Origin of the sequence: Ramlibacter pallidus, assembly GCF_015070875.1 — a bacterium.
Lineage (GTDB): Bacteria > Pseudomonadota > Gammaproteobacteria > Burkholderiales > Burkholderiaceae_C > Ramlibacter > Ramlibacter pallidus.
Map to the genome: position 1 here is coordinate 60294 of NZ_JADDIV010000001.1, position 22424 is coordinate 82717.

Below are 22424 nucleotides of genomic sequence, written 5' to 3' on the forward strand. Positions count from 1 at the left end.
TTGGGGCAAACTGGACGGCTGCCTTCTTCCTGCCGGCCCCATGCCCTTCTCCAGCCCGAACGCGCCGCTCGCGTTTCGCCGCATCCTCAACCGCAACCTCGTCCTGCCGCTGGTGCTCGGCGTCGCCAGTGCCCTGGTGTTCCTGGGCCTGCTCGCCTACCTGGTGTCCGCCCTCGGCGAGGTGGAACGCACCGACCGCATCCTGCAGCGCGCCTCGGCCGCGCAGAAGCTCGACCTGGACATGGAGTCCGGCGTGCGTGGCTTCCTGGTGGCCGGCGACGAACGCTTCCTCCAGCCGTACGACCGCGCGCTCGCCGGCCTCACGACGGAAATGGAGCGGCTCAAGGCCGACGTCCGCGACAACCCGCCGCAGGTCGAGCGCATCGAGCGCATCCAGGCCATGCAGGAGCGCTGGAACAAGGAGTTCGCGCAGGAGCAGGTGCGCAACAAGCGGCAGGATCCCGGCTACGTTTCCCGCTCCCCGCTCGGGCGCGAACTGAAGGACGCGATCCGCGAGGAGTTCGACCAGTTCTTCACCATCGAAAGGCGGCTGCGCGCCGAACGCACGCAATCGGCGAACCAGAACACGCTGACCGGCGCCGTCGCCTTCGTGATCTTCATGCTCGGCGTGGGCGGCCTGATCGCCTGGCGCGGCCGCCGCGACCTGATGGGCCTGTCGGCCACCTACGAGCAGGCCTTCGCGGAACAGGAGCGCCAGGCCGCCACGCTGCAGGCCCATGCGTGGCTGCGCGAAGGGCAGTCGCGGCTGTCCGAGCGCCTGGCGGGCGAACAGCAGCTGCAGGGCGTGGGCCACGGCGCGCTGGAGGCCCTGTCGCAGTACGCGGGCATCGCCGTCGGCGCGCTCTACACGCCCGAGCCCGACGGCGGCTTCCGCCGCGCGGCCACCTGGGGCTGGTCGGCCGACGCGCAGGCCGGCCACGAACGCCTGCCCGCCGGCCGCACGCTGGTGGCCGAGTGCGCGGCACAGCGGCGGCCGATCAAGCTGGACACCGTGCCGCCCGGCTACCTGAAGGTGGCGTCCGCCCTGGGCGAAGCGCTGCCCGGCTCCGTCCTGCTCTCCCCCGTGCTGCACGAGGGCCGCCTCTCCGGCGTGCTCGAGGTCGGCTGGATGCGGCCGCTGGAGCCGCGCGACGAGGAGCTGCTGGTGGCGGCCGGCAACGTGCTGGGCTCCGCCATCGAATCCGCGCGCTACCGCGAGCGGCTGCAGGAAGCGCTGGACCGCACGCAGCAGCTGAACGAGGAGCTGCAGGTGCAGCAGGAGGAACTGCGCACCGCGAACGAGGAACTCGAGGAACAGTCCAAGGCCCTGAAGGAATCGCAGGCCCACCTGGAAAGCCAGCAGGCCGAACTGGAACAGACCAACGTGCAGCTTTCCGAGCAGGCGGACAAGCTGGAGAACCAGCGCGACCAGCTGCGCGAGGCGCAGGTGGCGCTGGAGGAGCGCGCCGCCGAACTGCAGCGCGCGAGCCGCTACAAGTCCGAGTTCCTGGCGAACATGTCGCACGAACTGCGCACCCCGCTGAACAGCTCGCTGATCCTGGCCAAGCTGCTGGCCGACAACACCGGCGGCAACCTCACCGAGGAGCAGGTGAAGTTCGCGGACTCGATCTACAACGCCGGCAACGATCTGCTGAACCTGATCAACGACATCCTCGACATCGCCAAGGTCGAGGCGGGCAAGCTGGAAGTGCGGGCCGAGGCCACGCCGGTCGCCTCCGTCACCTCGGGCCTGCGCGGCATGTTCGAGCCCCTGGCGGCCCGCAAGGGCCTGCAGCTGGAGGTGAGCGTCGCCGAGGACGCGCCGGCTTCGCTGTTCACCGACCGCCAGCGGCTGGAACAGATCCTGCGCAACCTGATGGCCAACGCGCTGAAGTTCACCGAGAACGGCAGCGTCGCCGTGCACGTCGCGCGGCAGCCCGGAGACCGCATCGCCTTCGAGGTGCGCGACAGCGGCATCGGCATCCCGGCTTCGCAGCAGGAGGTGATCTTCGAAGCCTTCCGCCAGGCCGACGGCACCAGCAGCCGCCGCTACGGCGGCACCGGCCTCGGCCTGTCGATCTCGCGCGACCTCGCGCGCCTGCTCGGGGGCGACATCTCCGTCACCAGCGCGCCGGGCCAGGGCAGCACCTTCACGGTGGTCCTGCCGCTCGAGTACAAGGAAGGACTCGCGCAGCAGCCGCTGGCGATGGCGCCGCCCGTGGCCAGCGAGGCGCCCGCCGCTGCGCAACCCGCCCCCACCCCGGCGCCGACCGGCGCGCCCCGGCCGCCCGCCCCCGCCTTCCCCGACGACCGCGAGCAGCCGGCCAACGGGCGCCGCACCGTCCTGGTGGTGGAGGACGACGTGCGCTTCGCCGCCATCCTGTTCGACCTGGCGCACGAGCTCGGCTACCGCTGCCTGGTCGCGCACGAGGCCCAAGAGGGTTGCCAGCTGGCGATGGAGCACATCCCGGATGCCGTGCTGCTGGACATCCTGCTGCCCGGCGACTCCGGCCTGTCCGTGCTGCAGCGGCTGAAGGAAGACCCTCGCACGCGGCACGTGCCGGTGCACGTGCTGTCGGCCGAGGACCGCGCGGAGCCGGCGCTCAGCCTCGGGGCGATCGGCTACGCGCGCAAGCCGGCCACGCGCGAGCAGCTGCAGGAAGTGTTCTCGCGGCTGGAGGAAAAGCTCAGCCAGAAGGTCAAGCGGGTGCTGCTGGTGGAGGACGACCCGCGCCAGCAGGAGAGCGTGAAGGCGCTGATCGGCGACGGCGACGTCGAGATCGTCGCCGTGGCCGAAGGCCAGGCCGCGCTCGACGCGTTGTCGCACTCGGTCTTCGACTGCATGGTGATCGACCTGAAGCTGCCGGACATGTCCGGCCAGGAACTGCTGCGGCGCATGGCGGCCGGCGAGAGCCGCTCCTTCCCGCCGGTCATTGTGTACACCGGCCGCAACCTCACGCGCGACGAGGAAGCCGAGCTGATGCGCTACTCCCGCTCCATCATCATCAAGGGCGCCCGCTCGCCCGAGCGGCTGCTCGACGAGGTGACGCTGTTCCTGCACAAGGTGGAGACGCAGCTGTCCAGCGAGCGCCAGAAGATGCTGCGCACCGCGCGCAGCCGCGACAAGGCCTTCGAGGGCCGGCGCATCCTGGTGGTGGACGACGACATGCGCAACATCTTCGCCCTGACCAGCGCGCTGGAGCAGAAGGGCGCGGAGGTGGAAGTGGCGCGCAACGGCATCGAGGCCCTGCAGAAGCTGCAGGACGGCGCCGGCGACGTCGACATGGTGCTGATGGACATCATGATGCCGGAGATGGACGGCTTCACCGCCACGCGCGAGATCCGCAAGGACCCGCGCTTCCAGAAGCTGCCGGTGATCGCCGTCACCGCCAAGGCCATGAAGGAGGACCAGGAGAAGTGCCTCGCCGCCGGCGCGAACGACTACCTGGCCAAGCCCATCGAGCTGGAACGGCTGTTCTCGCTGATGCGCGTGTGGATGCCGAAGCTGGAGCGGATCTGAGTGCAGCGCAGTCTCGCCGACATCGAAGTGCGGCTGCTGGTCGAGGCCATCTTCCTGCGCTACGGCCACGACTTCCGCGACTATGCGCAGGCCTCGCTCAAGCGGCGGGTGCTGCAGGCGCAGCAGCGCATGGGCGCCGGCTCCATCTCGGCCCTGCAGGAACTGGTGCTGCACGACGCCAAGGCGTTCGCGCGGCTGCTGCAGTACCTGACCGTCCCGGTCAGCGAGATGTTCCGCGACCCGCCGTACTTCCTCGCGCTGCGCAAGCACGTGGTGCCGGTGCTGCGCACCTACCCTTCGCTGAAGATCTGGATCGCGGGCTGCAGCACGGGCGAGGAACCGTACTCGGTGGCGATCCTGCTGCGCGAGGAAGGCTTGCTGGACCGCACCATCCTGTACGCCACGGACATCAACCACGAGTCGCTGGACAAGGCGCGGCAGGGCATCTTCCCGCTGGACTCCATGCAGGCGTTCACGCAGAACTACCAGCGGGCCGGCGGCACCCGCAGCTTCAGCGACTACTACACCGCGGCGTACGGCGGCGCGCTGTTCGACAAGTCGCTGCGGGAGAACATCACCTTCGCCGACCACAGCCTGGCGACGGATGCCGTGTTCTCGGAGACGCATTTCGTGTCCTGCCGCAACGTGCTGATCTACTTCAACCGGGCGCTGCAGGACCGCGCGCTGGGCCTGTTCCACGATTCGCTGGCGCACCGCGGATTCCTCGGGCTGGGCACCAAGGAGACGCTGGAGTTCTCCGCCTACGGCGGCCGCTTCGAGCCCGTGGCCCGGCGCGAACGCATCTACCGCAAGCTGGGTGCCGCATGAGGAGCCTGCCCGCGGACTTCGCTTTCGCCGCCGACGCGGTGGCCATCGGCGCTTCAGCCGGCGGCATCGACGCGCTGAGCATCATCCTGGGCGGGCTGCAGGCGCCCCTGGCCGCGGCCGTGGTCGTGGTGCTGCACCTGCCGGAACAGCACGAGAGCCGCCTGGTGCCCCTGTTCGCCCACCGGCTGGCGGTGCCGGTGCGCGAGGCCAGGCCGCACGCGCCGGTGGAACCGGGCGCCGTCTACTTCGCGCCGCCCGGCTACCACCTGCTGGTCGAGGCGGAGCGCAGCTTCTCCCTCAGCTGCGACGAGCCGGTGCTGTTCTCGCGGCCGTCCATCGACGTCCTGTTCGAATCCGCCGCCGAGGCCTACGGCCCGACGCTCGCCGGCATCGTGCTCACCGGCGCCAACGAGGACGGCGCGCGGGGCCTGGCCGCCGTCAAGGCGCGGGGCGGGCTCACCGCCGTGCAGGACCCGGCCGAAGCTTTACACACCACCATGCCGCTGGCGGCGATCCGGGAAGCCGACCCGCGGTTCGTCCTGCCGCTGGCGGGCCTGCGTTCCCTGCTGCACACTGTGGCCCACCGATGACCGCTGAAACCCCCGACGTCAACGTCCTGCTGGTCGACGACCTGCAGGAGAACCTGGTCGCGCTCGAGGCGCTGATCCGGCAGCCGGGCCGCCGCATCTTCACGGCCCGTTCCGGCGAGCAGGCCCTCTCGCTGATGCTGGAGCACGCCTTCGCGCTGGCGATTCTCGACGTGCAGATGCCTTCGATGAACGGCTTCGAGCTGGCCGAGCTGATGCGCGGCACCGAGCGCACGCGCGGCATCCCGATCGTGTTCGTGAGCGCGGCGGGCCGCGAGCTGAACTACGCCTTCCGCGGCTACGAGTCCGGCGCGGTGGACTTCCTCTACAAGCCGCTGGACCCGCACGCGGTGCGCAGCAAGGTGAGCGTGTTCGTCGACCTGTACCGGCAGCGCCAGGAGCTGCAGGAAGCCAAGGCGCAGCTGCAGCGCGCCGTGAGCATGCGCGACGACTTCATGTCCATGATCGCGCACGAGCTGCGCAATCCGCTGAACTCGGTGTACCTGCAGGCGCAGCTGCGCCGCAAGATGCTCTCCGGTGGCCGCAGCCCCGACCCGCAGGCGATGCTGCACATGGTGGAGCGCGACGAGCGCCAGATCCGCAGCATGGTCCGCCTGCTCGACGACATGCTGGACGTCTCGCGCGCGCGCACGGGCAAGCTGGCCATCGTGCCCGGGCCCTTCGACCTGGCCGCCTCGGCGCGCGCGGTGGTGGAAGCGATCGAGGAGCAGGCCAGCAACTCCGGCGTCACGCTCACGCTGGCCGCCCCCGACACCCTGCCGATCGAAGGCGACGAATTCCGGGTGGAGCAGGTGATCACGAACCTGCTGACCAACGCGCTGCGCTACGGCCAGGGCAAGCCGGTGGCGGTCACGGTGGGCACCAGCGGCACCGAAGCCCTCGTCTCGGTGCGCGACCAGGGCATGGGCATCGCGCCCGCCGACCAGGAGCGCATCTTCCAGCAGTTCGAACGGACCGAGGACGCCTCGCAGATCGCCGGGCTGGGCCTGGGCCTGTACATCGCGCGCCAGATCGCCGAGGCCCACAACGGGCGGCTGGCGGTGCGCAGCGCGCCGGGCGAAGGCTCGGAGTTCATCCTGTCGCTTCCGCTGCCATGAGAAAATGCGATGTCGGATGCCGCGGCCGCACGGCCGCAAGATCCCATCGCATTGAAGGAACATGACAAATGGACGCAGAACGCATCAACCTGATCGGCACGAACCTCTCTGACCTCCAGGTGCGCACGGCGGACCTCCGGAGGTATCTTTGACTTCGATGCCAAGTCGGAGCGCCTGAGGACCGTCACCGCCGCGCTGGAAGACCCGCAGGTCTGGAACGAGCCCAAGAAGGCCCAGGAACTCGGGCGCGAGAAGAAGCAGCTCGATGGCGTGGTCCTGACCATCCAGTCGCTGGAGAGCGAGCTCTCCGACAACCTCGAGCTCTTCGAGATGAGCAAGGAGGAAGGCGACGAGGCCGGCCTGGCCACCATCGAGGCCGAGGCCGCCAAGCTGGAAGCGCTGGTCAAGGACCTCGAGTTCCGCCGCATGTTCAACCAGCCGGCCGACCCGAGCAACTGCTTCCTCGACCTGCAGGCCGGTGCCGGCGGCACGGAAGCCTGCGACTGGGCCAGCATGCTCATGCGGCAGTACCTCAAGTACGCGGAACGCAAGGGCTTCAAGGCGACGGTCGAGGACGAAACCCCGGGGGACACCGCCGGCATCAAGGGCGCCACGATCAAGATCGAGGGCGACTATGCCTTCGGCCTGCTGCGCACCGAAACCGGCGTGCACCGCCTGGTGCGCAAGTCGCCGTTCGACTCCTCGGGCGGCCGGCACACCAGCTTCGCCAGCGTCTTCGTCTACCCGGAGATCGACGACTCGATCGAGATCGACATCAACCCGGCGGACGTGCGCACCGACACGTACCGGGCCTCGGGCGCCGGCGGCCAGCACATCAACAAGACCGATTCGGCGGTGCGCCTGACGCACATCCCGACCGGCATCGTGGTTCAGTGCCAGGACAGCCGCAGCCAGCACAGCAACCGCGACGTCGCCTGGCGGCGCCTGCGTTCGCGCCTGTACGACTTCGAGATGCGCAAGCGCATGGAAGCGCAGCAGAAGCTGGAAGACAGCAAGACCGACGTGGGCTGGGGCCACCAGATCCGCAGCTACGTGCTGGACCAGAGCCGCATCAAGGACCTGCGCACCAACGTGGAGATCTCCAACACGCAGAAGGTGCTGGACGGCGACCTCGACCCCTTCATCGAAGCGTCGCTGAAGCAGGGCGTGTGATGGCGCAGGCCACCCGCGCCCTCCTCTTCGACATGGACGGCACCATGGTGGACTCGATGCCCGCGCACGCGCGCAGCTGGGAGGTCTTCACCCGCCGCCACAACATCGCGATGCCGATCGAGGAGGTGTTGCGCAAGACGACCGGCCGCACCGGCGTGGAGTGCATCCGTGTCCTGATGGGCGACGACGTGCCCGACGACGAAGCGGTCGCGCTGATCAACGAGAAGGAGGCGCTGTACCGCGACTTCTTCGGCGAGGACTTCCGCGAGGTGCCGGGCTTCACGGAGTTCGCGCGACGCGCGGCGCAGCGCCGCCTGCGGCTCGCCGTCGCCACCGCCGGCGACCGCAACAACATCGGCTTCGTCCTGCGGCGCCTGATGCTCGCCACGCCGCCCGACGCGATCGTCGGCGGCGACGAGGGCATCGCCGGCAAGCCCGCTCCCGACCTGTTCCTGGAGGCGGCGCGCCGCGTCACCTCCATCCCGGCCGAATGCATCGTCTTCGAGGACGCACCCTTCGGCATCGAAGCGGCGCGCCGCGCCGGCATGCGCGCGGTGGCGATCTGCACCACCCACGACCCCGACGAACTGGCGGGCCCGCACGTGATCGCCCAGGTGCGCGACTACGAAGAACTCATGAACTCGAACTTTCTGGAGAGCCTCCATGCGTGAAGGACAATCCAAGGTGATCCACCGCGCGGACTACCAGCCGCCGGCCTTCTGGATCGACACCGTCGAACTGGTGTTCGACCTCGACCCCGCCAAGACCCGCGTGCTCAACCGCATGCGCGTGCGCCGCAACCCGGACGTCATCCCGCAGCCGCTGCGCCTGGACGGCGAGGAACTGAACCTCGCCCGCGTGCTGGTCGGCGGCCAGGGCACCTCCTTCAAGATGGAGGAAGGCCAGCTGGTGCTGGAGAACCTGCCGCAGGGCAACGAGCCCTTCGACCTGGAGATCTTCACCACCTGCTCGCCGGCGAAGAACACCAAGCTGATGGGCCTGTACGTCAGCAACGACTCGTTCTTCACGCAGTGCGAGGCCGAGGGCTTCCGCCGCATCACCTATTTCCTCGACCGGCCCGACGTGATGGCCAGCTACACGGTGACGCTGCGCGCGGACAAGCGCAGGTACCCCGTGCTGCTGTCCAACGGCAACCTGGTGGAACAGGGCGAACTGGACGACGGCCGCCACTTCGCCAAATGGGTGGACCCGTTCCGCAAGCCCAGCTACCTGTTCGCGCTGGTCGCGGGCGAGCTGGTCTGCCGCGAGCAGCGCATCGCCTCGCGCAGCGGCAAGGAACACCTGCTGCAGGTGTACGTGCGCGCCGGCGACCTCGACAAGACCGAGCACGCCATGAACTCGCTGATGGCGTCGGTCGCCTGGGACGAGGCGCGCTTCGGCCTGCCGCTGGACCTGGAGCGCTTCATGATCGTCGCCACCAGCGACTTCAACATGGGCGCGATGGAGAACAAGGGCCTGAACATCTTCAACACGAAGTACGTTCTCGCCAACCAGGCCACGGCCACGGACACCGACTACGCCAACATCGAGTCGGTGGTCGGCCACGAGTACTTCCACAACTGGACCGGCAACCGCGTGACCTGCCGCGACTGGTTCCAGCTGTCGCTCAAGGAAGGCCTGACCGTCTTCCGCGACCAGGAATTCAGCCAGGACCTCGCCGGCCAGGCCTCGGCGCGCGCCGTCAAGCGCATCGAGGACGTGCGGGTGCTGCGCACCGCGCAGTTCCCCGAGGACGCCGGCCCGATGGCGCATCCGGTGCGGCCCGACCAGTACCTGGAGATCAACAACTTCTACACCGTCACGGTGTACGAGAAGGGCGCCGAAGTCGTGCGCATGATGCAGACCCTGGTGGGCCGCGAGGGTTTCGCCAAGGGACTGTCGCTGTACTTCCAGCGCCATGACGGCCAGGCCGTGACCTGCGACGACTTCGCCCAGGCCATCGCCGACGCGAACCCCGGGTCGCAGCTGGCGCTGCGCCTGGACCAGTTCAAGCGCTGGTACAGCCAGGCCGGCACGCCGCGCGTGCGCGCCACCACGCATTTCGATGCGGTGTCGGGCATCTACAGCCTGACGCTGTCGCAGTCCTGCGCGCCGACGCCCGGCCAGCCCGAGAAGCAGCCCTTCGTGATCCCGGTGGCGCTGGGACTGCTGGACGCGGAAGGCCGCGAGCTCACCAGCGGCATGCACGTGCTGACGCAGGCCAGCGAGACGCTGACCTTTCCCGGCTATTCCGCGGAACCCGTGCCCTCGCTGCTGCGCGGCTTCAGCGCCCCGGTGGTGCTGGACTACGACTACAGCGACCAGCAACTGCTGGCCCTGCTGGCGCACGACACCGATCCTTTCAACCGCTGGGAAGCGGCGCAACGCCTCGCCACCGGCCGCGCGCTGACCTTCATCCGCACCGAAGGCGAGGTGCAGCTGGATGCGCCGTACGTGGAAGCGATGCGCACCGTGCTGCGCAATCCGCAGCTGGATGCCGCGTTCAAGGAACTGGTGCTGACGCTGCCTTCCGAGACCTTCATCTCCGAGCAGCTGGACGTGGTGGACCCGCAGCGCGTGCACGCGGTGCGCGAGGCCATGCGCGCCCAGCTCGCCACGACGCTGCTGGCCGACTGGGAATGGGCCTACGAGGCGCACCGCGAGAGCGGCGCCTACAACCCCGACCCGGTGTCCAGCGGCCGCCGGGCGCTGGCCGGCCTGGCGCTCACGCAGCTGTGCCTGGCGGCGCGCGCGTCCGGCGACACGGTGTGGCCCGGCAAGGCCTACCAGCGCTTCAAGGACGCCGGCAACATGACCGACCGCTTCAACGCGCTGGCCGCGCTGGTCACCACCGGCCACGAGCTGGCGGCGCCGGCGCTGCAGCGTTTCCATGCGATGTTCAGGAACGAGGCGCTGGTGCTGGACAAGTGGTTCGCGCTGCAGGCCGGCGCCCCCGACCGCGGCGGCAACGTGCTGCCGGTAGTCCGGCAGCTGATGGCGCACCCGGACTTCAACATCCGCAACCCGAACCGCGCCCGCAGCGTGATCTTCAGCTACTGCAGCGGCAACCCGGGCGGCTTCCACCGGCCCGACGCCGCCGGCTACGTCTTCTGGAGCGACCGCGTCATCGAGCTGGACGCGATCAACCCGCAGGTGGCGGCCCGCCTGGCGCGTGCACTGGACCGCTGGAAGAAGCTGGCGGAGCCGCAGCGCAGCGCGGCGCGGGAAGCGATCGCCCGCGTGGCGGGCAAGCCCGACCTGAGCAACGACGTGCGCGAGGTGGTCACCCGCGCGCTGGCCGACTGACCGGAGCCGACATGAGCAACACCTCCCTCACCCGCTACCTCGTCGAGCAGCAGCGCACGCACGGCCACATCCCCGGCCAGCTGCGCCTGCTGATCGAGGTGGTGGCGCGCGCCTGCAAGCGCATCAGCCATGCGGTGAACAAGGGCGCGCTCGGCGACGTCCTCGGCTCCGCCGGCACGGGCAACGTGCAGGGCGAGATCCAGAAGAAGCTGGACATCATCGCCAACGAAGTGCTGATCGAAGCCAATGAATGGGGCGGCCACCTCGCCGGCATGGCCAGCGAGGAGATGGAAGGCATCCACGTGGTGCCCAACCGCTACCCGCGCGGCGAATACCTGCTGCTGTTCGACCCGCTGGACGGCTCGTCGAACATCGACGTCAACGTGAGCATCGGCACCATCTTCAGCGTGCTGCGCATGCCGGAAGACGACCGCGGCGTCGACGAAGGCGACTTCCTGCAGGCGGGCACGAAACAGGTGGCCGCGGGCTACTGCATCTACGGCCCGCAGACCACGCTGGTGCTGACGGTGGGCGACGGCGTGGCGATGTTCACGCTGGACCGCGAACAGGGCTCCTTCGTGCTGACGCAGGAAGACGTGCGGATCCCCGAGGACACGAAGGAGTTCGCCATCAACATGTCGAACATGCGCCACTGGGACGCCCCGGTGAAGCGCTACATCGACGAGTGCCTGGCCGGCAAGGAAGGCCCGCGCGGCAAGGACTTCAACATGCGCTGGGTCGCCTCGATGGTGGCCGACGTGCACCGCATCCTCACGCGCGGCGGCATCTTCATGTACCCGTGGGACAAGCGCGAGCCGGACAAGCCGGGCAAGCTGCGCCTGATGTACGAAGCCAACCCCATGAGCTGGCTCATCGAACAGGCGGGCGGCGCGGCCACCAACGGCAGGGAACGCATCCTCGACCTCCAGCCGAAGAAGCTGCACGAACGGGTGTCGGTGATCCTGGGGTCGAAGAACGAGGTGGAGCGGGTGACCCGCTACCACACGGAGTGAGCCGGGCCTAGTCGCGGTTGCCGCGCCGCCGGTCCAGGTACCAGGCCAGGAAAGGCAGCAGCAGCATCGACCCGGGGATCGCCCACACGAACAGGTAGGGGCTGACGGACGACGCCGAACGCACCATGGCCTTCAGGCGCTCCTTCTCCTCGGGCGTCCACTTGCCGCGGCCCCATCGCTGCTTCATGAGCAGCGGCCAGGCGCCGCGCATGGTGGCGAGTTCGTCGCGGAAGCGCCGCTGCTCGCGGTGGTTGCCGGCGAGCATGGAGCAGAACCAGGCGGGCGCGCGCTTCATCTTGACCTGGTAGGAATGCGTCCGGCCCGGGTCGAAGTCGGGCAGTTCCACCCGCGGCGGGGAACCGGCTTCGTCGGAGGTTTTCCAGAGGCGCATGCGGCAAGGATAGGCGCTTTCCCGCCGGCCATGAGGGAGAGTGGATCCTCCGCTTGGGAGAGCAGCTCTGCCGCGGCTCGCGCTGCCGGCCGGAAGCCGGCCCCGGCCGTGGGGCACGCCAGAGTTGCCCTATAATCGCGGGCTTCGCCGGAGTAGCTCAGTCGGTAGAGCAGCTCATTCGTAATGAGAAGGTCGGGGGTTCGATTCCTCTCTCCGGCACCATGGAATCCTGATCGACTCCAGGACGGGGCCACCTCGCGGTGGCCATTTCTATTTCGGGGCCCCTTCCCCGGAGCCGGGAGCTGGCCCGAGCGCGGCGGGCGCTTCAGCGCGCCAGGTAGCCACCGTCCACCGGGTAATAGCTCCCGGTCACGAACGAGGCCGCCGGAGAGCTGAGCCAGAGCACCAGTTCCGCCACCTCCTCCGGCCGGCCCAGCCTGCCGATCGGGTGGGCTGAGACCAATGCCGCGTTGATGGCCGCGTCGGCCTCCAGCCCGGAGATCATCGGGGTGTGGATGAAGGCCGGACCGACCGAGTTCACCCGCACGCCCTGAGCGCCGTATTCCACGGCGGCCACTTTCGTCAGGCCGACCACGCCGTGCTTGGCGGCGGTGTACGCCGGCGCGGTCGCGAACGCCACCTGGCCCAGGATGGAGGCGACGTTGACGATCGCGCCTCCGCCGTCCTTCAGCATCTGCGCGATCTGGTGGCGCATCCCGTAGAACACGCCCGAAAGGTTGATGTCGATGACCCGCTGCCACGCTTCGACCGGATAGTCGGCCGTGAGGGCGGCATCACCGCCGATGCCCGCGTTGTTGCAGGCGATGTCCAGGCGACCGTACGCGGCGACCGTGCGGTCCACGAGCGCGCCGCACTGGTCGGGTTGCGAGACATCGCACGCGACGAACACCGCCTTCCCGCCGGCCTGCCGCACCAGGCCGACCGTCTCCTCCCCGCCTGCCGCATTCGTATCGGAGACGACGACGCGCGCACCCTCACGCGCATACGCCAACGCGATCGCGCGGCCGATGCCTGAACCGGCGCCGGTCACCAGCGCCACCTTGCCTTCGAGCATGCTCATCTGGAACTCCTTCGACTGGGACGGGCCACGGTGGCCCCGTCACTTGCAGCCAATGTAGGGTCCCACCATCGGGTGTCACTTGACCTGTCGCAAGCGTATCGCCATGCGTGGGAAGGAGATGCAGCCGCGCTAGATCGGCTCGCGGCGCACCACCGCCAGCACGCGCTCGCGCACCGCGTCGGCCGCGGTGCGCAGGCGCAGAGCCGCCTCGAAGTGCTCCCACGTGGCACCGGGGCCCGCGCCTTCGGCATGCGCCTGGGCGGCTTGGCGCACGCCTGCCTCGGCCGCGTTCGCCGCTTGCTCGGCGGCCATCCACTCGGCATGGAGCACCTCGACTTCCACCAGCGCGCGACGCTGCTCGCCCGTGAACAGCATGGGATGCAGGCCGGCCGGCGCGGTGGCGTGGGTGCACTTCGTCATGAACATCTCTTCTCCTGGAGCGGCCCGACCGGCGAGCCGCAGCCCATGATCGGCGACGCCGGCAGACATGCATTTGCGCCACCGCAAACGGCGCCTCGGGATGGAAGCGGCCCGGCGGCCGGCTTTCGCGCGCTTGATCTTGCGCAAGCCGGCGTCAGCCGCCATGGCCAGAATCACCCATCACCGGAGACCCGCATGCGCCACACGATCGTCGCCTTCCTCCTCCTCACGGCAGCCGCAGGCGCGGTGCACGCGCAGTCGCCGGCGCGCGGGCAGTTGCTCTATTCCAACCACTGCATCGAATGCCACACGACACAGATGCACTGGCGTTCGCAGCGGCTGGCGCGCGACTGGGATTCGCTGCGCGAGCAGGTGGTGCGCTGGCAGGCGACGGCACAGCTGCAGTGGAGCGAAGCGGACATCGACGCGGTGGCCCGCCACCTGAACGACACGGTGTATCGCTTCCCGCGTTCGCAGGCGCTGCACACGCCCGTGCGCTGAAGGACCGGGCGATCCGTCAGATCGCTGTCGCGTCCACCCGCGCCACCTGCACCTGCGGCAACAGGCGATCCAGGTCGCCCGGGCTGCACAAGGCCGTGCCGGCGTTGAGCAAGGCCGCCGCGGACGCCGCCATCGCGCTGCGGAAAGCCCGCTCCAGCGGTTCGCCGCGCGCCATCCCCAGCACCAGCGCGCCGAGGAAGCTGTCGCCGGCGCCGATCGTGCTGGCCACCGCGACGTGCAGTGCCGGGGCCTGCCAGGCTTCGCCGGCCGCGACCAGCAACGCGCCCCCGGCACCGAGCGAAAGCGCCACCACCTTCGCCTGTCCCCGGTCGATCACCGCGCGGCATGCGGCAATGCGCTCGCGGGTGCCGGCCAGCGCCGCGCCGGTCAACTCCTGCAACTCGCGCAGGCTCGGCTTGAAGAGGTGGACACGCGCTTCGAGTCCGCCGGCGAGCGCCGCGCCCGACGTGTCCAGCACCAGGCGCACGTCCATCGGCGCGAGGCGGCGCGCCAGCTGCCCATAGGCATCCTGCGGCACGCCGGGCGGCAGGCTGCCGCTGGCGACGACGAAGGCGCATCCGCGCGCGGCGGCGGCGGTCCGGTCCAGGCAGTCCTGCCATTCGGCCGGCGACAAGGCCGGCCCCGGCAGCACGAAGCGGTACTCGCGGCCACTCGCCTCCTCGACCACCGAGAAGCTCTCGCGGGTCTCGCCCGCGATAGTCAGCGCCTCATTGGGCACATGCTCGTCGTGCAGCAACGCGCGCAGCCTTTCGCCCGTGGGACCGCCGGCCGGGTATAGGGCGTTCACGCTGCCGCCCAGCCGCGCGATCACGCGCGCGACGTTGATGCCGCCGCCGCCGGGGTGGACACGCGCCGCGTCGCAGCGCATCTTGTGGGCCGGTTCCACCTTCGCGGTGCGCGTCGAGAGATCGACGGCGGGGTTGAGGGTCAGCGTGAGGATGCGGGGGCTGGCGCTCATGGCTTGCGCACCTGCACGCGCCGGCCTTCGCTGACCGTCGGCGGCGGATAGACGACCACGCTCTGGCCGGCCTGCAATCCCGACTGGATCCACGCCTCGCTGCCGTTGCGGCCGGCCACTTCCACCGGCTGCAGGCGCGCGCGCTTGCCGTCGATGCGGTACACGGCCATGCCCCCGTCGGCGAAGGGGAACAAGGCCCCCACCGGCGCCAGCACGGCCTGGTCCACGCTCTGCGTGATGATCCGCACGGTGACGCGGAAGCCGTCGCCGACCACCTGCCAGGCCGCGGGCGGGCTGTCGAGGTCGATCAGCACCTTCACGCGCTGTTCCTCGATGCCGAGTGCCGACACCTTGGTGAACGCCGCCGGCTCCACGCGCCGGACCCGGCCCTGCACGGGCGGTCCGCCCCAGCGCTCGATCACGGCCCGGCGTCCAGGTTGGGCCTGCACGGCGTCGGTCGTCAGCAGCTCGGCGACCACCTCCATCCGCGCGGGATCGCCGATGTCCAGCAAGGCCGCGCCGGCGGGCAGCGTCGCTTCGCTCGGCTGCGCGACCTTGAGCACGACGCCATCGACCGGCGAGCGCACGGCCAGCGGCTGCCCCGCCTGCACCGGGCCGGGCGGCTGGAGCACCGCCGCGGCCTGGGCGCGCTCCTGCAGCGCCACCTCGCGTTCGGCACGCGCCGCTTCCTGCTCGCGCTGCACCGCGGACAGGGCAAGCCGCGCGCTGTCGAGGCGGGAGGCCGAGAGGAAGCCCTCGCGCGCCAGCTTCTCCGTGCGGTGCAGCTCGAGCTGCGCTTCCTCGACGGCGATGCGGGCGCGGTCGACCCGGGCGCCCGCGCGCTGCACGCCCGCGCTGGCAGCGGCATGCCGTGCGGCCGCCTCGCGCGCCGTGCGGTCGTCGATCATGGAAGACATCACCGGCAGGAGCACGGCCACGGTGTCGCCGGCCCGCACGCGGTCGCCTTCGCGCAGCACGATGCGGGTGAGGCGCGCGGCGACGGGCGCCGACACCGTGTAGCGGTCGCGCAGGCGGGTGCGGCCGTCCTCCTCGATGCCCTGCTCGAAGCGCCCGGCCTGCACCACCCCGGCTTCGACGGCCACGGGCCGCGGCGCGAAGGCCCAGGCCAGCAAGGCGACGATGGCCGCGGCGCCCGCGCCCCAGCCCCAGATCTTGCGATGCATCATGTTCATTCCCTTGTCTTGAGCGCCGCGACCATGTCGAGCGCGTCGATGCGGCGGCGCACGACCATCGCGCTGGCCACGCCCGCGGTCACCACGCAGATCGCCGCCCAGGCGTACGTCCGGGGCTGGATCGCCACCGGGAAGAGGAACTGGTCCGAGCGCATCAGCTGGACCACGCCGTGCGTCAGGGACCAGCCGAGGAGCATGCCCAGCGGCAGCGCGATGGCGATGCCCAGCGCCAGTTCGCCGAGCAGCAGCACGGAGACCTCGCGCCGCGTGAAGCCCAGCACCCGCAGGCTCGCCAGCTCCCAGGTGCGCTCCGCCAGTGCGATGCGCGCGTTGTTGTAGACCACGCCCACCGCGATCACCGCGGCGAAGGCGGTGAGGATGGAGCTCATGATGAGGATGTTGCGCGCGCTCACGTCCTGCATGTTGCGCAGCATGGTCGCCTTGCTGAAGGCGCCCGCCACCTTCGGCAGGCCCTGCGTGGCCTCGAGCACGCGCTCCGCGGCGCCCGCGCCGACGCGGAGGCTGAAGAAGTTGGCCAGGTCGGCATCGCCGAGCGCGCGGTTGAGGGTGTCGCGCTGGATGAAGGCGTTCAGCCCCATCATGTCGCTGACCGTGCGCTCCAGCACCAGCCGCAGCACTTCGCGGCGGCCTTCGCGCACCTCGACCAGCACGGTGTCGCCGGGCTGGAGGCCCAGCTTGTCGGCCAACCGGTCGGTCATCACCAGCCCGTGCGTGCCCGGGGGCCGCGTCGCCTGCGCCACGTCGACGATGCGCTGCAGCTGCGGCACGGCGGGATACGCATCGAGCAGGCCTTTTTCGCTGAGGGAACCATGCGTGTAGCGCACCTGCAGGCGGCGCCCGGGCTCCACCTGCACCACGCCCGGCAGCCGCGCCAGTTCGCGCCCGGCGCCGGCGTCCACCGCATCGGTGGTCCACACGATGATGTCGCCGCGCATGGCCAGGTTGAACTGCGTGTCGACGATCGTGTCCATGGCGTCGCGGAAGAAGTTGCCCAGGATGACGATCGCCACCGAAGCCGCGATGCCGCCGACGGTGACGGCCGCGCGCAGCGGGCGCCGCTCGAGGTTGCGCATGATCATCCGCACCGCGGGACCGAGGCGCAGGCGCGGCAGGCGCTCCAGCAGCGCGCGGCGGTAGCGCCCCGGCGCGGGCGGCCGCATCGCTTCGGCGGCGGACAGGCGCACGGTGGCGCCGATGGCCGTGAGCGTGCCCAGCACCGCCGTGACGACCACCAGCAGCAGCCCGACGGCCGCGAGTTCCGCCCCGAGGCGGTAGCGGAAGCTCGGGAAGCGGAAGAAGTCGGCATAGAGGCCGGTGAGCAGCGTGCCCATCCCCTGCCCCAGCACCAGGCCGAGCGCGAAGCCGCCCAGCACCATGGGCGCAACCAGCTTCAGGTAGTGCCAGGCGATGCTGCGGTTGGGATAGCCCAGCGCCTTCAGCGCCGCGACCTGTTCGCGCTGCGTGGCGACCAGCCTCGCCGTCACCACGTGCAGCAGGAAGCCGGCGACCGCCAGGAAGATGGCGGGCAGGACGGTGCCGAGCACCCGCTGTTCGCGGATCTCGTTGTCCAGCATCGCGTGCGAGCCCTGCTCGTCTCGGCCGTGCGCGGGCGCGCCGCCGAGCCCCGCGAGGCGGCGACTGACTTCGTCCACGACCGCCGGCTCCGATGCGCCCGGGCCCAGCTTGAACGCGACGTGGTTGAACGCGCCGGCCATGTCCAGGGCGGCCGCCAGTTCGTCGTGGTCGACCCAGAAGACGCCGAAGGCGCGCAGGTCGGGCATCCCGTACAACCCGCCGAAGATGTACTCGGGCGAGAGCGCGGTGCCGGTGATGCGCAGCGTCCGGTGCTTGCCGTTCACCAGCGCGGAGACGGCGGCTCCGGGGCGCAGCCGGTGCGCCTCGGCGAAGCTCTCGGTGACCACGGCTTCGAGCTCGCCGCCGGCCCGGCTGCCGCCCTCCGGCCAGCGGCCGGAACGCAGCTGCACGCGATTGAGGCGCTGCGGGCGGTCCACGTCGCGCCCGATCAGTTGCCCGATGACGGGGTCGACGCTGCCGGGCACGGTGACGCGCGCGAAGGTCTCCACCGTCGTCTGCACGTCCAGCACGCCGGGTACTTCGGCCAGGCGGGTGGCCAGGGCATCCGGCGCACGCTTGACCGTCGCGAAGACATCGGCAAAACGCCCGCCGGCGTAGAAGTCGTCGCGCGCCTGCGCGAGGGAGTCCACGGCGGACAGCGTCGCCAGGAAGCCGCCGATGCCGCTCGCGACCACCAGCGCGATCGTGATCGCCTGGCTCCAGAGCAGGCGCAGGTCGCGCAGCACCTTGCGATCGAGCGCGCGCATCGCGGTCACCAGGCCAGTTCGGCCGGCGTCAGGCGGCGTTCCGGCCTGTCGATGCTGGCGATGCGGCCGTCGGAGAGCCGGACGACGCGGTCCGCCATGCCGGAGATGGCCGCGTTGTGCGTGATCACCAGGGCGGTCGTTCCCAGCTCCAGGTTGATGCGCGCGATCACCTCCAGCACCAGCTTGCCGGTCGCGTAGTCCAGCGCGCCGGTGGGTTCGTCGCACAGCAGCAGCTGCGGCCGCTTGGCGATCGCCCGCGCGATCGCCACCCGCTGCTGCTCGCCGCCGGAGAGCTGCGATGGGAAGTGGTGACGCCGCGGGCCGAGGCCCACCAGGTCGACGGCTTCATCCACCGGCATCGGGTCGCGCGCGATGTCGGTCACGAGCGCCACGTTCTCGGACACCGTCAGGCTCGGGATGAGGTTGTAGAACTGGAACACGAAGCCGACGTGTTCGCGCCGGTACGTCGTGAGGGCGTCGTCGGTCGCGCCCGTGAGGGGACGGCCCTGGAACAGCAGCTCGCCCGACGTGGGGATGTCGAGCCCGCCCAGGATGTTGAGCAGCGTGGACTTGCCGCTGCCCGAGGCGCCGAGCAGCACGACGAATTCGCCGGAAGCGACGTCCAGGTCGACGTCGCGCAGCGCGTGCACCGTGGCGTCGCCGCTGCCGTAGCTCTTGCAAAGCTTGCGGCCCCGCAGGACCGGTTCGCCGGTTCCTGGGGACGGGTGCATTCTTCCAGGCGCCGGCACGTTCAGGACGCGTGCGCCGCGCGCCGCTCCGACTCGCCCTGGCAGGCGGTGCACAGCGCGGCCGCCGGCACGGCTTGCAGGCGCGCGGGAGCGATCGCGTCGCCGCACTCCGCGCACACGCCGTAGCTGCCCTCGCGGATGCGCAGCAGCGCCGCGTCGACTTCCGCCAGCTCGCGCAGGGCATGCGCGGTGGTAGCGTCGCTGACGGTGTCCTGCGCCTCGTCGTCGGCGACCTCCTTGAAGTCGGACGGTGCGGCCGGCTCGTCGGCGGCGTGCAGCGCGGTGCCGGCGGCCTCCTGCAGGGTCGCACGCAGCTCGGCCTGGCGGCGGCGCAGCAGCTGCTCCGCGGTGGCGGTGGATGGGGACGCAGTGGTCATCGTGGGCCTTTCGTGATGCCATCGATTCTGGGCGGCCGCGGGCGCCGCGGCTTGATCTCGCGCAACTGCGGCGCGCGGGCGCGCCCCTAACCTGCTGACAGGCGCCGCACCTGCCGGCGCGAAGGCTGGATCCATGAGCGTCCGCAATCTCGATGCCCTCTTTTCGCCCCGCTCCATCGCGGTGGTCGGCGTGTCCACCCGGGCCGACAACCTCGGCGCCATCGTGCTGCGCAACCTGCGCGGCGGCGGGTTCGCGGGGCCGGTCTGGGCGGTGAACCGCCGCGCCGGCGAGGTCGACGGCATGCCGGTCTGCGCGGACGTCGCCTCCATCCCGGGCGTGCCGGACCTGGCGATCCTCTGCACGCCCCCGGCCACGATCCCCCGGCTCGTCGACGAACTCGGGCGCAAGGGCACGCGCGCGGCGATCGTCATCTCCGCCGGCCTGAAGGACCCGATGCCGGACGGCACGGGCACGATCGAGCAGGCCATGCTGGACGCGGCGCGTCCCTGGCTGCTGCGCATCCTCGGGCCGAACTGCATCGGCGCGCTGGTGCCCGGCATCGGCCTGAACGCCAGCTTCGCACCCGGCAATGCCACGCCCGGCCAGTTGGCGTTCGTCACGCAGTCCGGCGCGCTGGCGACCGCCATGCTGGACTGGGCCTCCACCCAAGGGATCGGCTTCTCGCACTTCATCTCGCTGGGAGACAGCGCCGACGTCGATTTCGGCGACCTGCTGGACTACCTGGCGGGGGACGCGCAGACGCGCGGCATCCTGATGTACGTCGAATCGGTGAAGCACGCGCGCAAGTTCATGTCGGCCGCGCGCGCCGCGGCCCGGAACAAGCCGGTGGTGCTGGTCAAGGCCGGGCGCGCCGAGGCGGGAGCGCGTGCCGCCGCCTCGCACACCGGCGCGCTGGCCGGCTCCGACGCCGTGTTCGATGCCGCCGTGCGCCGCTCGGGCATGGTGCGGGTCGACACGCTCGAGGCGCTGTTCGATGCGGCGGAGACGCTGGCCCGTCCGCGCCCGTGGCGCGGCGAACGCCTGGCGATCCTCACCAACGGCGGCGGCGCGGGCGTGCTCGCGGCCGACGCGCTGGCGCTGGCCGGCGGCACGCTCGCCGAACTTGCCCCCGCCACCCTCGCCTCGCTCGACGCGGTGCTGCCTCCGAACTGGTCGCGCGCCAATCCCGTCGACATCATCGGCGACGCGCCGGTGGAGCGTTATCGGGACGCCTTGCGCATCCTCCTGGCCGCGCCCGAAGCCGATGGCGTGCTGTTCATGCACGCGCCCACCGCGATCGTCCCGGCCGCGGAGATCGCCGCGGCCTGCCTGCCGCTCGCGCAGGGGGCGGCCAAGCCGGTCCTCGCCTCCTGGCTGGGCGGCCGCTCGGTGCAGGGGGCGCGGCAGGCCTTCACGGCGGCGGGCCTGTCGTGCTATGCGACGCCGGAGCACGCCGTGGCCGCCTGGCAGCAAGTGGCGCAGTACCACCGCAACCAGCAGGCCTTGCTCGAGTTGCCGGAAGCCCGGCCCGAAGGCCTGGCCGTGGACCGCCGCGCCGCCGAGGAAATCCTCGCCGACGCGCTGCGCGAGCAAAGGGACTGGCTCACCGACGAAGAGGCCATGGCGCTGCTCGCCGCCTACGGCGTGCCCGTCGTGCCGACGCGCCGCGTGCGTGACGCGGAAGAAGCGGCCGACGTGGCGCGCGACATGGGCTTCCCCGTCGCATTGAAGGTCGTGTCGCGCCAGATCCAGCACAAGTCCGACGTCGGCGGCGTCGCGCTGGGCCTCGCGTCGGTGGAGGAGGTGCGCAAGGCCGCCGTGGAGATGCGGCTGCGCGTCGCCGCCCGCAGCCCGCAGGCGCATGTCAGCGGCTACACCGTGCAGCGCATGGTGCGGCGCCCGCGCGCGCGCGAGCTGATCGTCGGCATCGCCACCGACCCGGTGTTCGGCCCCACCGTGCTGTTCGGCGCCGGCGGGACCGCCGTCGAGATCCGGAAGGACCGCGCGCTGGACCTGCCGCCGCTGAATGCCGCCCTCGCCCGCGACCTCGTGGCCCGCACGCGCGTGGCCGCGGAACTGGCTGCGCACCGCGGGACCGCGGGCGTGCACCAGGCCGCGCTGCTCGACACGATCCTGCGCGTGTCGCAGATCGCCTGCGAGCTGCCCATGGTCGCCGAACTCGACATCAACCCGTTGCTCGCGGACGCCGACGGCGTGCTGGCGCTGGATGCGCGCGTGCGCGTCCGCGGTACCGCCGTGGCCGGCGACGCGCACCTCGCGCTGCGGCCCTATCCCGCCGCCCTGGAGGAGTCCTTTGCCAGCGGCGGCGGCAGCCTGGCCCTGCGCCCGATCCGGCCGGAGGACGGCGCGCGGCTGGCGGCGTTCTACGCCAGCGCGCCGGCGCAGGACCTGCGCCTGCGCTTCTTCCACACGCGCCGCGAGGTGCCGCGGTCCGAGCTCGCGCGCTTCTGCCAGATCGACTACGACCGCGAGATGGCCTTCATCGCCCTCGACGGCGAGCGCATGGTGGGCGAAGTGCGCGCGATCTGCGACCCGGACAACCTGCAGGCGGAGTTCGCGATCCACGTCGCCGCGCCATGGCAGCACCGCGGGCTGGGCCGGCGGCTCCTGCAGAAGATGACGGACTACCTGCGCGCGCGCGGCACGGGCGAGATGGTGGGCGAATGCCTGGAAGAGAACGCCGGCATGCTGGCGCTGGCGCGCTCGCAGGGCTTGGTGGTCGCGCCGAACGCCGACGGCACCGTGGCCCTGCGCAGGAAGCTCGCCGGCCCTGGCTGAAGACCGGGCGCGGGCCGCGCGAAGA

The 22424-nt window shown here is 70.9% G+C and carries 18 protein-coding genes and 1 tRNA gene; 11 read left to right on the forward strand and 8 right to left on the reverse strand.

The features are described 5' to 3' along the window. Window positions 1-40: 40 nt before the first annotated feature. From IM787_RS00335 to IM787_RS00370, 8 genes are all read left to right on the forward strand, one after another. Window positions 41-3520, forward strand: coding sequence for a response regulator (locus tag IM787_RS00335; protein WP_193674647.1), 3480 nt, complete (start codon window positions 41-43; stop codon window positions 3518-3520). Then, window positions 3521-4348 carry a CheR family methyltransferase gene (locus tag IM787_RS00340; RefSeq protein WP_193674648.1) on the forward strand — a complete coding sequence of 276 codons (828 nt, stop codon included), beginning with the start codon at window positions 3521-3523 and terminating at the stop codon, window positions 4346-4348. After that, on the forward strand, window positions 4345-4938 hold the full coding sequence (locus IM787_RS00345) for a chemotaxis protein CheB (protein WP_193674649.1): 594 nt from the start codon (window positions 4345-4347) through the stop codon (window positions 4936-4938). Before IM787_RS00340 ends, IM787_RS00345 begins: the two co-directional genes overlap by 4 nt. Next, window positions 4935-6053 (forward strand): hybrid sensor histidine kinase/response regulator, encoded by a 1119-nt coding sequence (locus tag IM787_RS00350; protein ID WP_193674650.1) that lies wholly within the window; start codon window positions 4935-4937, stop codon window positions 6051-6053. The genes IM787_RS00345 and IM787_RS00350 overlap by 4 nt, the downstream gene beginning before the upstream one ends. A gap of 68 nt (window positions 6054-6121) precedes the next feature. Beyond that, a protein-coding gene (gene prfB, locus IM787_RS00355) for a peptide chain release factor 2 (RefSeq protein WP_193674651.1) occupies window positions 6122-7226 on the forward strand; the annotation gives its coding sequence in 2 pieces (ribosomal slippage) (window positions 6122-6202 and window positions 6204-7226; 1104 coding nt in all). Further along, window positions 7226-7897, forward strand: a complete 672-nt coding sequence (locus IM787_RS00360; protein WP_193674652.1) for an HAD family hydrolase — start codon at window positions 7226-7228, stop codon at window positions 7895-7897. The genes prfB and IM787_RS00360 overlap by 1 nt, the downstream gene beginning before the upstream one ends. Next, complete coding sequence (pepN, locus tag IM787_RS00365) at window positions 7890-10532, forward strand: aminopeptidase N (RefSeq protein ID WP_193674653.1); 2643 nt, start codon at window positions 7890-7892, stop codon at window positions 10530-10532. The genes IM787_RS00360 and pepN overlap by 8 nt, the downstream gene beginning before the upstream one ends. An 11-nt stretch (window positions 10533-10543) precedes the next feature. Beyond that, window positions 10544-11545 (forward strand): class 1 fructose-bisphosphatase, encoded by a 1002-nt coding sequence (locus IM787_RS00370; RefSeq protein ID WP_193674654.1) that lies wholly within the window; start codon window positions 10544-10546, stop codon window positions 11543-11545. Between the two features lie 7 nt (window positions 11546-11552). Here IM787_RS00370 and IM787_RS00375 read toward each other — a convergent pair whose 3' ends face one another. Further along, window positions 11553-11936 carry a hypothetical protein gene (locus IM787_RS00375; RefSeq protein WP_193674655.1) on the reverse strand — a complete coding sequence of 128 codons (384 nt, stop codon included), beginning with the start codon at window positions 11934-11936 and terminating at the stop codon, window positions 11553-11555. 146 nt (window positions 11937-12082) lie between these two features. On the opposite strand from IM787_RS00375, the gene IM787_RS00380 reads away from it, so the two are divergent. Continuing rightward, a tRNA-Thr gene (locus IM787_RS00380) sits at window positions 12083-12158 on the forward strand. 103 nt (window positions 12159-12261) lie between these two features. On the opposite strand, the gene IM787_RS00385 is transcribed toward IM787_RS00380, so the two are convergent. Further along, window positions 12262-13011 (reverse strand): SDR family NAD(P)-dependent oxidoreductase, encoded by a 750-nt coding sequence (locus tag IM787_RS00385; protein ID WP_193675473.1) that lies wholly within the window; start codon window positions 13009-13011, stop codon window positions 12262-12264. Between the two features lie 135 nt (window positions 13012-13146). Further along, the gene (locus tag IM787_RS00390; RefSeq protein ID WP_193674656.1) at window positions 13147-13437 is read right to left on the reverse strand and encodes a hypothetical protein; all 291 of its coding nucleotides are present in this window, start codon (window positions 13435-13437) and stop codon (window positions 13147-13149) included. Between the two features lie 195 nt (window positions 13438-13632). Here IM787_RS00390 and IM787_RS00395 point away from each other — a divergent pair, with 195 nt between their 5' ends. Then, complete coding sequence (locus IM787_RS00395; RefSeq protein WP_193674657.1) at window positions 13633-13938, forward strand: c-type cytochrome; 306 nt, start codon at window positions 13633-13635, stop codon at window positions 13936-13938. Window positions 13939-13954: 16 nt separating this feature from the next. Here IM787_RS00395 and IM787_RS00400 read toward each other — a convergent pair whose 3' ends face one another. Genes IM787_RS00400 through IM787_RS00420 form a run of 5 tightly spaced genes read right to left on the reverse strand, consistent with a single transcriptional unit; the run spans window position 13955 to window position 19599 of the window. Beyond that, the gene (locus IM787_RS00400; RefSeq protein ID WP_193674658.1) at window positions 13955-14917 is read right to left on the reverse strand and encodes a 1-phosphofructokinase family hexose kinase; all 963 of its coding nucleotides are present in this window, start codon (window positions 14915-14917) and stop codon (window positions 13955-13957) included. Beyond that, window positions 14914-16104 carry an efflux RND transporter periplasmic adaptor subunit gene (locus IM787_RS00405; RefSeq protein WP_227494024.1) on the reverse strand — a complete coding sequence of 397 codons (1191 nt, stop codon included), beginning with the start codon at window positions 16102-16104 and terminating at the stop codon, window positions 14914-14916. Before IM787_RS00405 ends, IM787_RS00400 begins: the two co-directional genes overlap by 4 nt. A gap of 2 nt (window positions 16105-16106) precedes the next feature. After that, window positions 16107-18473: an ABC transporter permease gene (locus IM787_RS00410; RefSeq protein WP_193675474.1), complete on the reverse strand. Its 2367-nt coding sequence runs from the start codon at window positions 18471-18473 to the stop codon at window positions 16107-16109. 5 nt (window positions 18474-18478) lie between these two features. Further along, window positions 18479-19204: an ABC transporter ATP-binding protein gene (locus tag IM787_RS00415; RefSeq protein ID WP_193674660.1), complete on the reverse strand. Its 726-nt coding sequence runs from the start codon at window positions 19202-19204 to the stop codon at window positions 18479-18481. Window positions 19205-19224: 20 nt separating this feature from the next. Then, window positions 19225-19599, reverse strand: coding sequence for a TraR/DksA family transcriptional regulator (locus tag IM787_RS00420; protein ID WP_193674661.1), 375 nt, complete (start codon window positions 19597-19599; stop codon window positions 19225-19227). A 133-nt stretch (window positions 19600-19732) separates the two neighbouring features. On the opposite strand from IM787_RS00420, the gene IM787_RS00425 reads away from it, so the two are divergent. Further along, window positions 19733-22399 (forward strand): bifunctional acetate--CoA ligase family protein/GNAT family N-acetyltransferase, encoded by a 2667-nt coding sequence (locus IM787_RS00425; protein ID WP_193674662.1) that lies wholly within the window; start codon window positions 19733-19735, stop codon window positions 22397-22399. Window positions 22400-22424: the final 25 nt, after the last annotated feature.

Bases quoted from the DNA above. Each gene is read 5' to 3' on its own strand.
- IM787_RS00350 (WP_193674650.1), top strand. From the start codon at position 4,935: ATGACCGCTGAAACCCCCGACGTCAACGTCCTGCTGGTCGACGACCTG.
- IM787_RS00420 (WP_193674661.1), bottom strand. From the start codon at position 19,599: ATGACCACTGCGTCCCCATCCACCGCCACCGCGGAGCAGCTGCTGCGC.
- IM787_RS00375 (WP_193674655.1), bottom strand. From the start codon at position 11,936: ATGCGCCTCTGGAAAACCTCCGACGAAGCCGGTTCCCCGCCGCGGGTG.
- IM787_RS00370 (WP_193674654.1), top strand. From the start codon at position 10,544: ATGAGCAACACCTCCCTCACCCGCTACCTCGTCGAGCAGCAGCGCACG.
- IM787_RS00345 (WP_193674649.1), top strand. From the start codon at position 4,345: ATGAGGAGCCTGCCCGCGGACTTCGCTTTCGCCGCCGACGCGGTGGCC.
- pepN (WP_193674653.1), top strand. From the start codon at position 7,890: ATGCGTGAAGGACAATCCAAGGTGATCCACCGCGCGGACTACCAGCCG.
- IM787_RS00385 (WP_193675473.1), bottom strand. From the start codon at position 13,011: ATGCTCGAAGGCAAGGTGGCGCTGGTGACCGGCGCCGGTTCAGGCATC.
- IM787_RS00400 (WP_193674658.1), bottom strand. From the start codon at position 14,917: ATGAGCGCCAGCCCCCGCATCCTCACGCTGACCCTCAACCCCGCCGTC.
- IM787_RS00405 (WP_227494024.1), bottom strand. From the start codon at position 16,104: ATGATGCATCGCAAGATCTGGGGCTGGGGCGCGGGCGCCGCGGCCATC.
- IM787_RS00335 (WP_193674647.1), top strand. From the start codon at position 41: ATGCCCTTCTCCAGCCCGAACGCGCCGCTCGCGTTTCGCCGCATCCTC.
- IM787_RS00415 (WP_193674660.1), bottom strand. From the start codon at position 19,204: ATGCACCCGTCCCCAGGAACCGGCGAACCGGTCCTGCGGGGCCGCAAG.
- IM787_RS00410 (WP_193675474.1), bottom strand. From the start codon at position 18,473: ATGCGCGCGCTCGATCGCAAGGTGCTGCGCGACCTGCGCCTGCTCTGG.
- IM787_RS00390 (WP_193674656.1), bottom strand. From the start codon at position 13,437: ATGACGAAGTGCACCCACGCCACCGCGCCGGCCGGCCTGCATCCCATG.
- IM787_RS00360 (WP_193674652.1), top strand. From the start codon at position 7,226: ATGGCGCAGGCCACCCGCGCCCTCCTCTTCGACATGGACGGCACCATG.
- IM787_RS00395 (WP_193674657.1), top strand. From the start codon at position 13,633: ATGCGCCACACGATCGTCGCCTTCCTCCTCCTCACGGCAGCCGCAGGC.
- IM787_RS00425 (WP_193674662.1), top strand. From the start codon at position 19,733: ATGAGCGTCCGCAATCTCGATGCCCTCTTTTCGCCCCGCTCCATCGCG.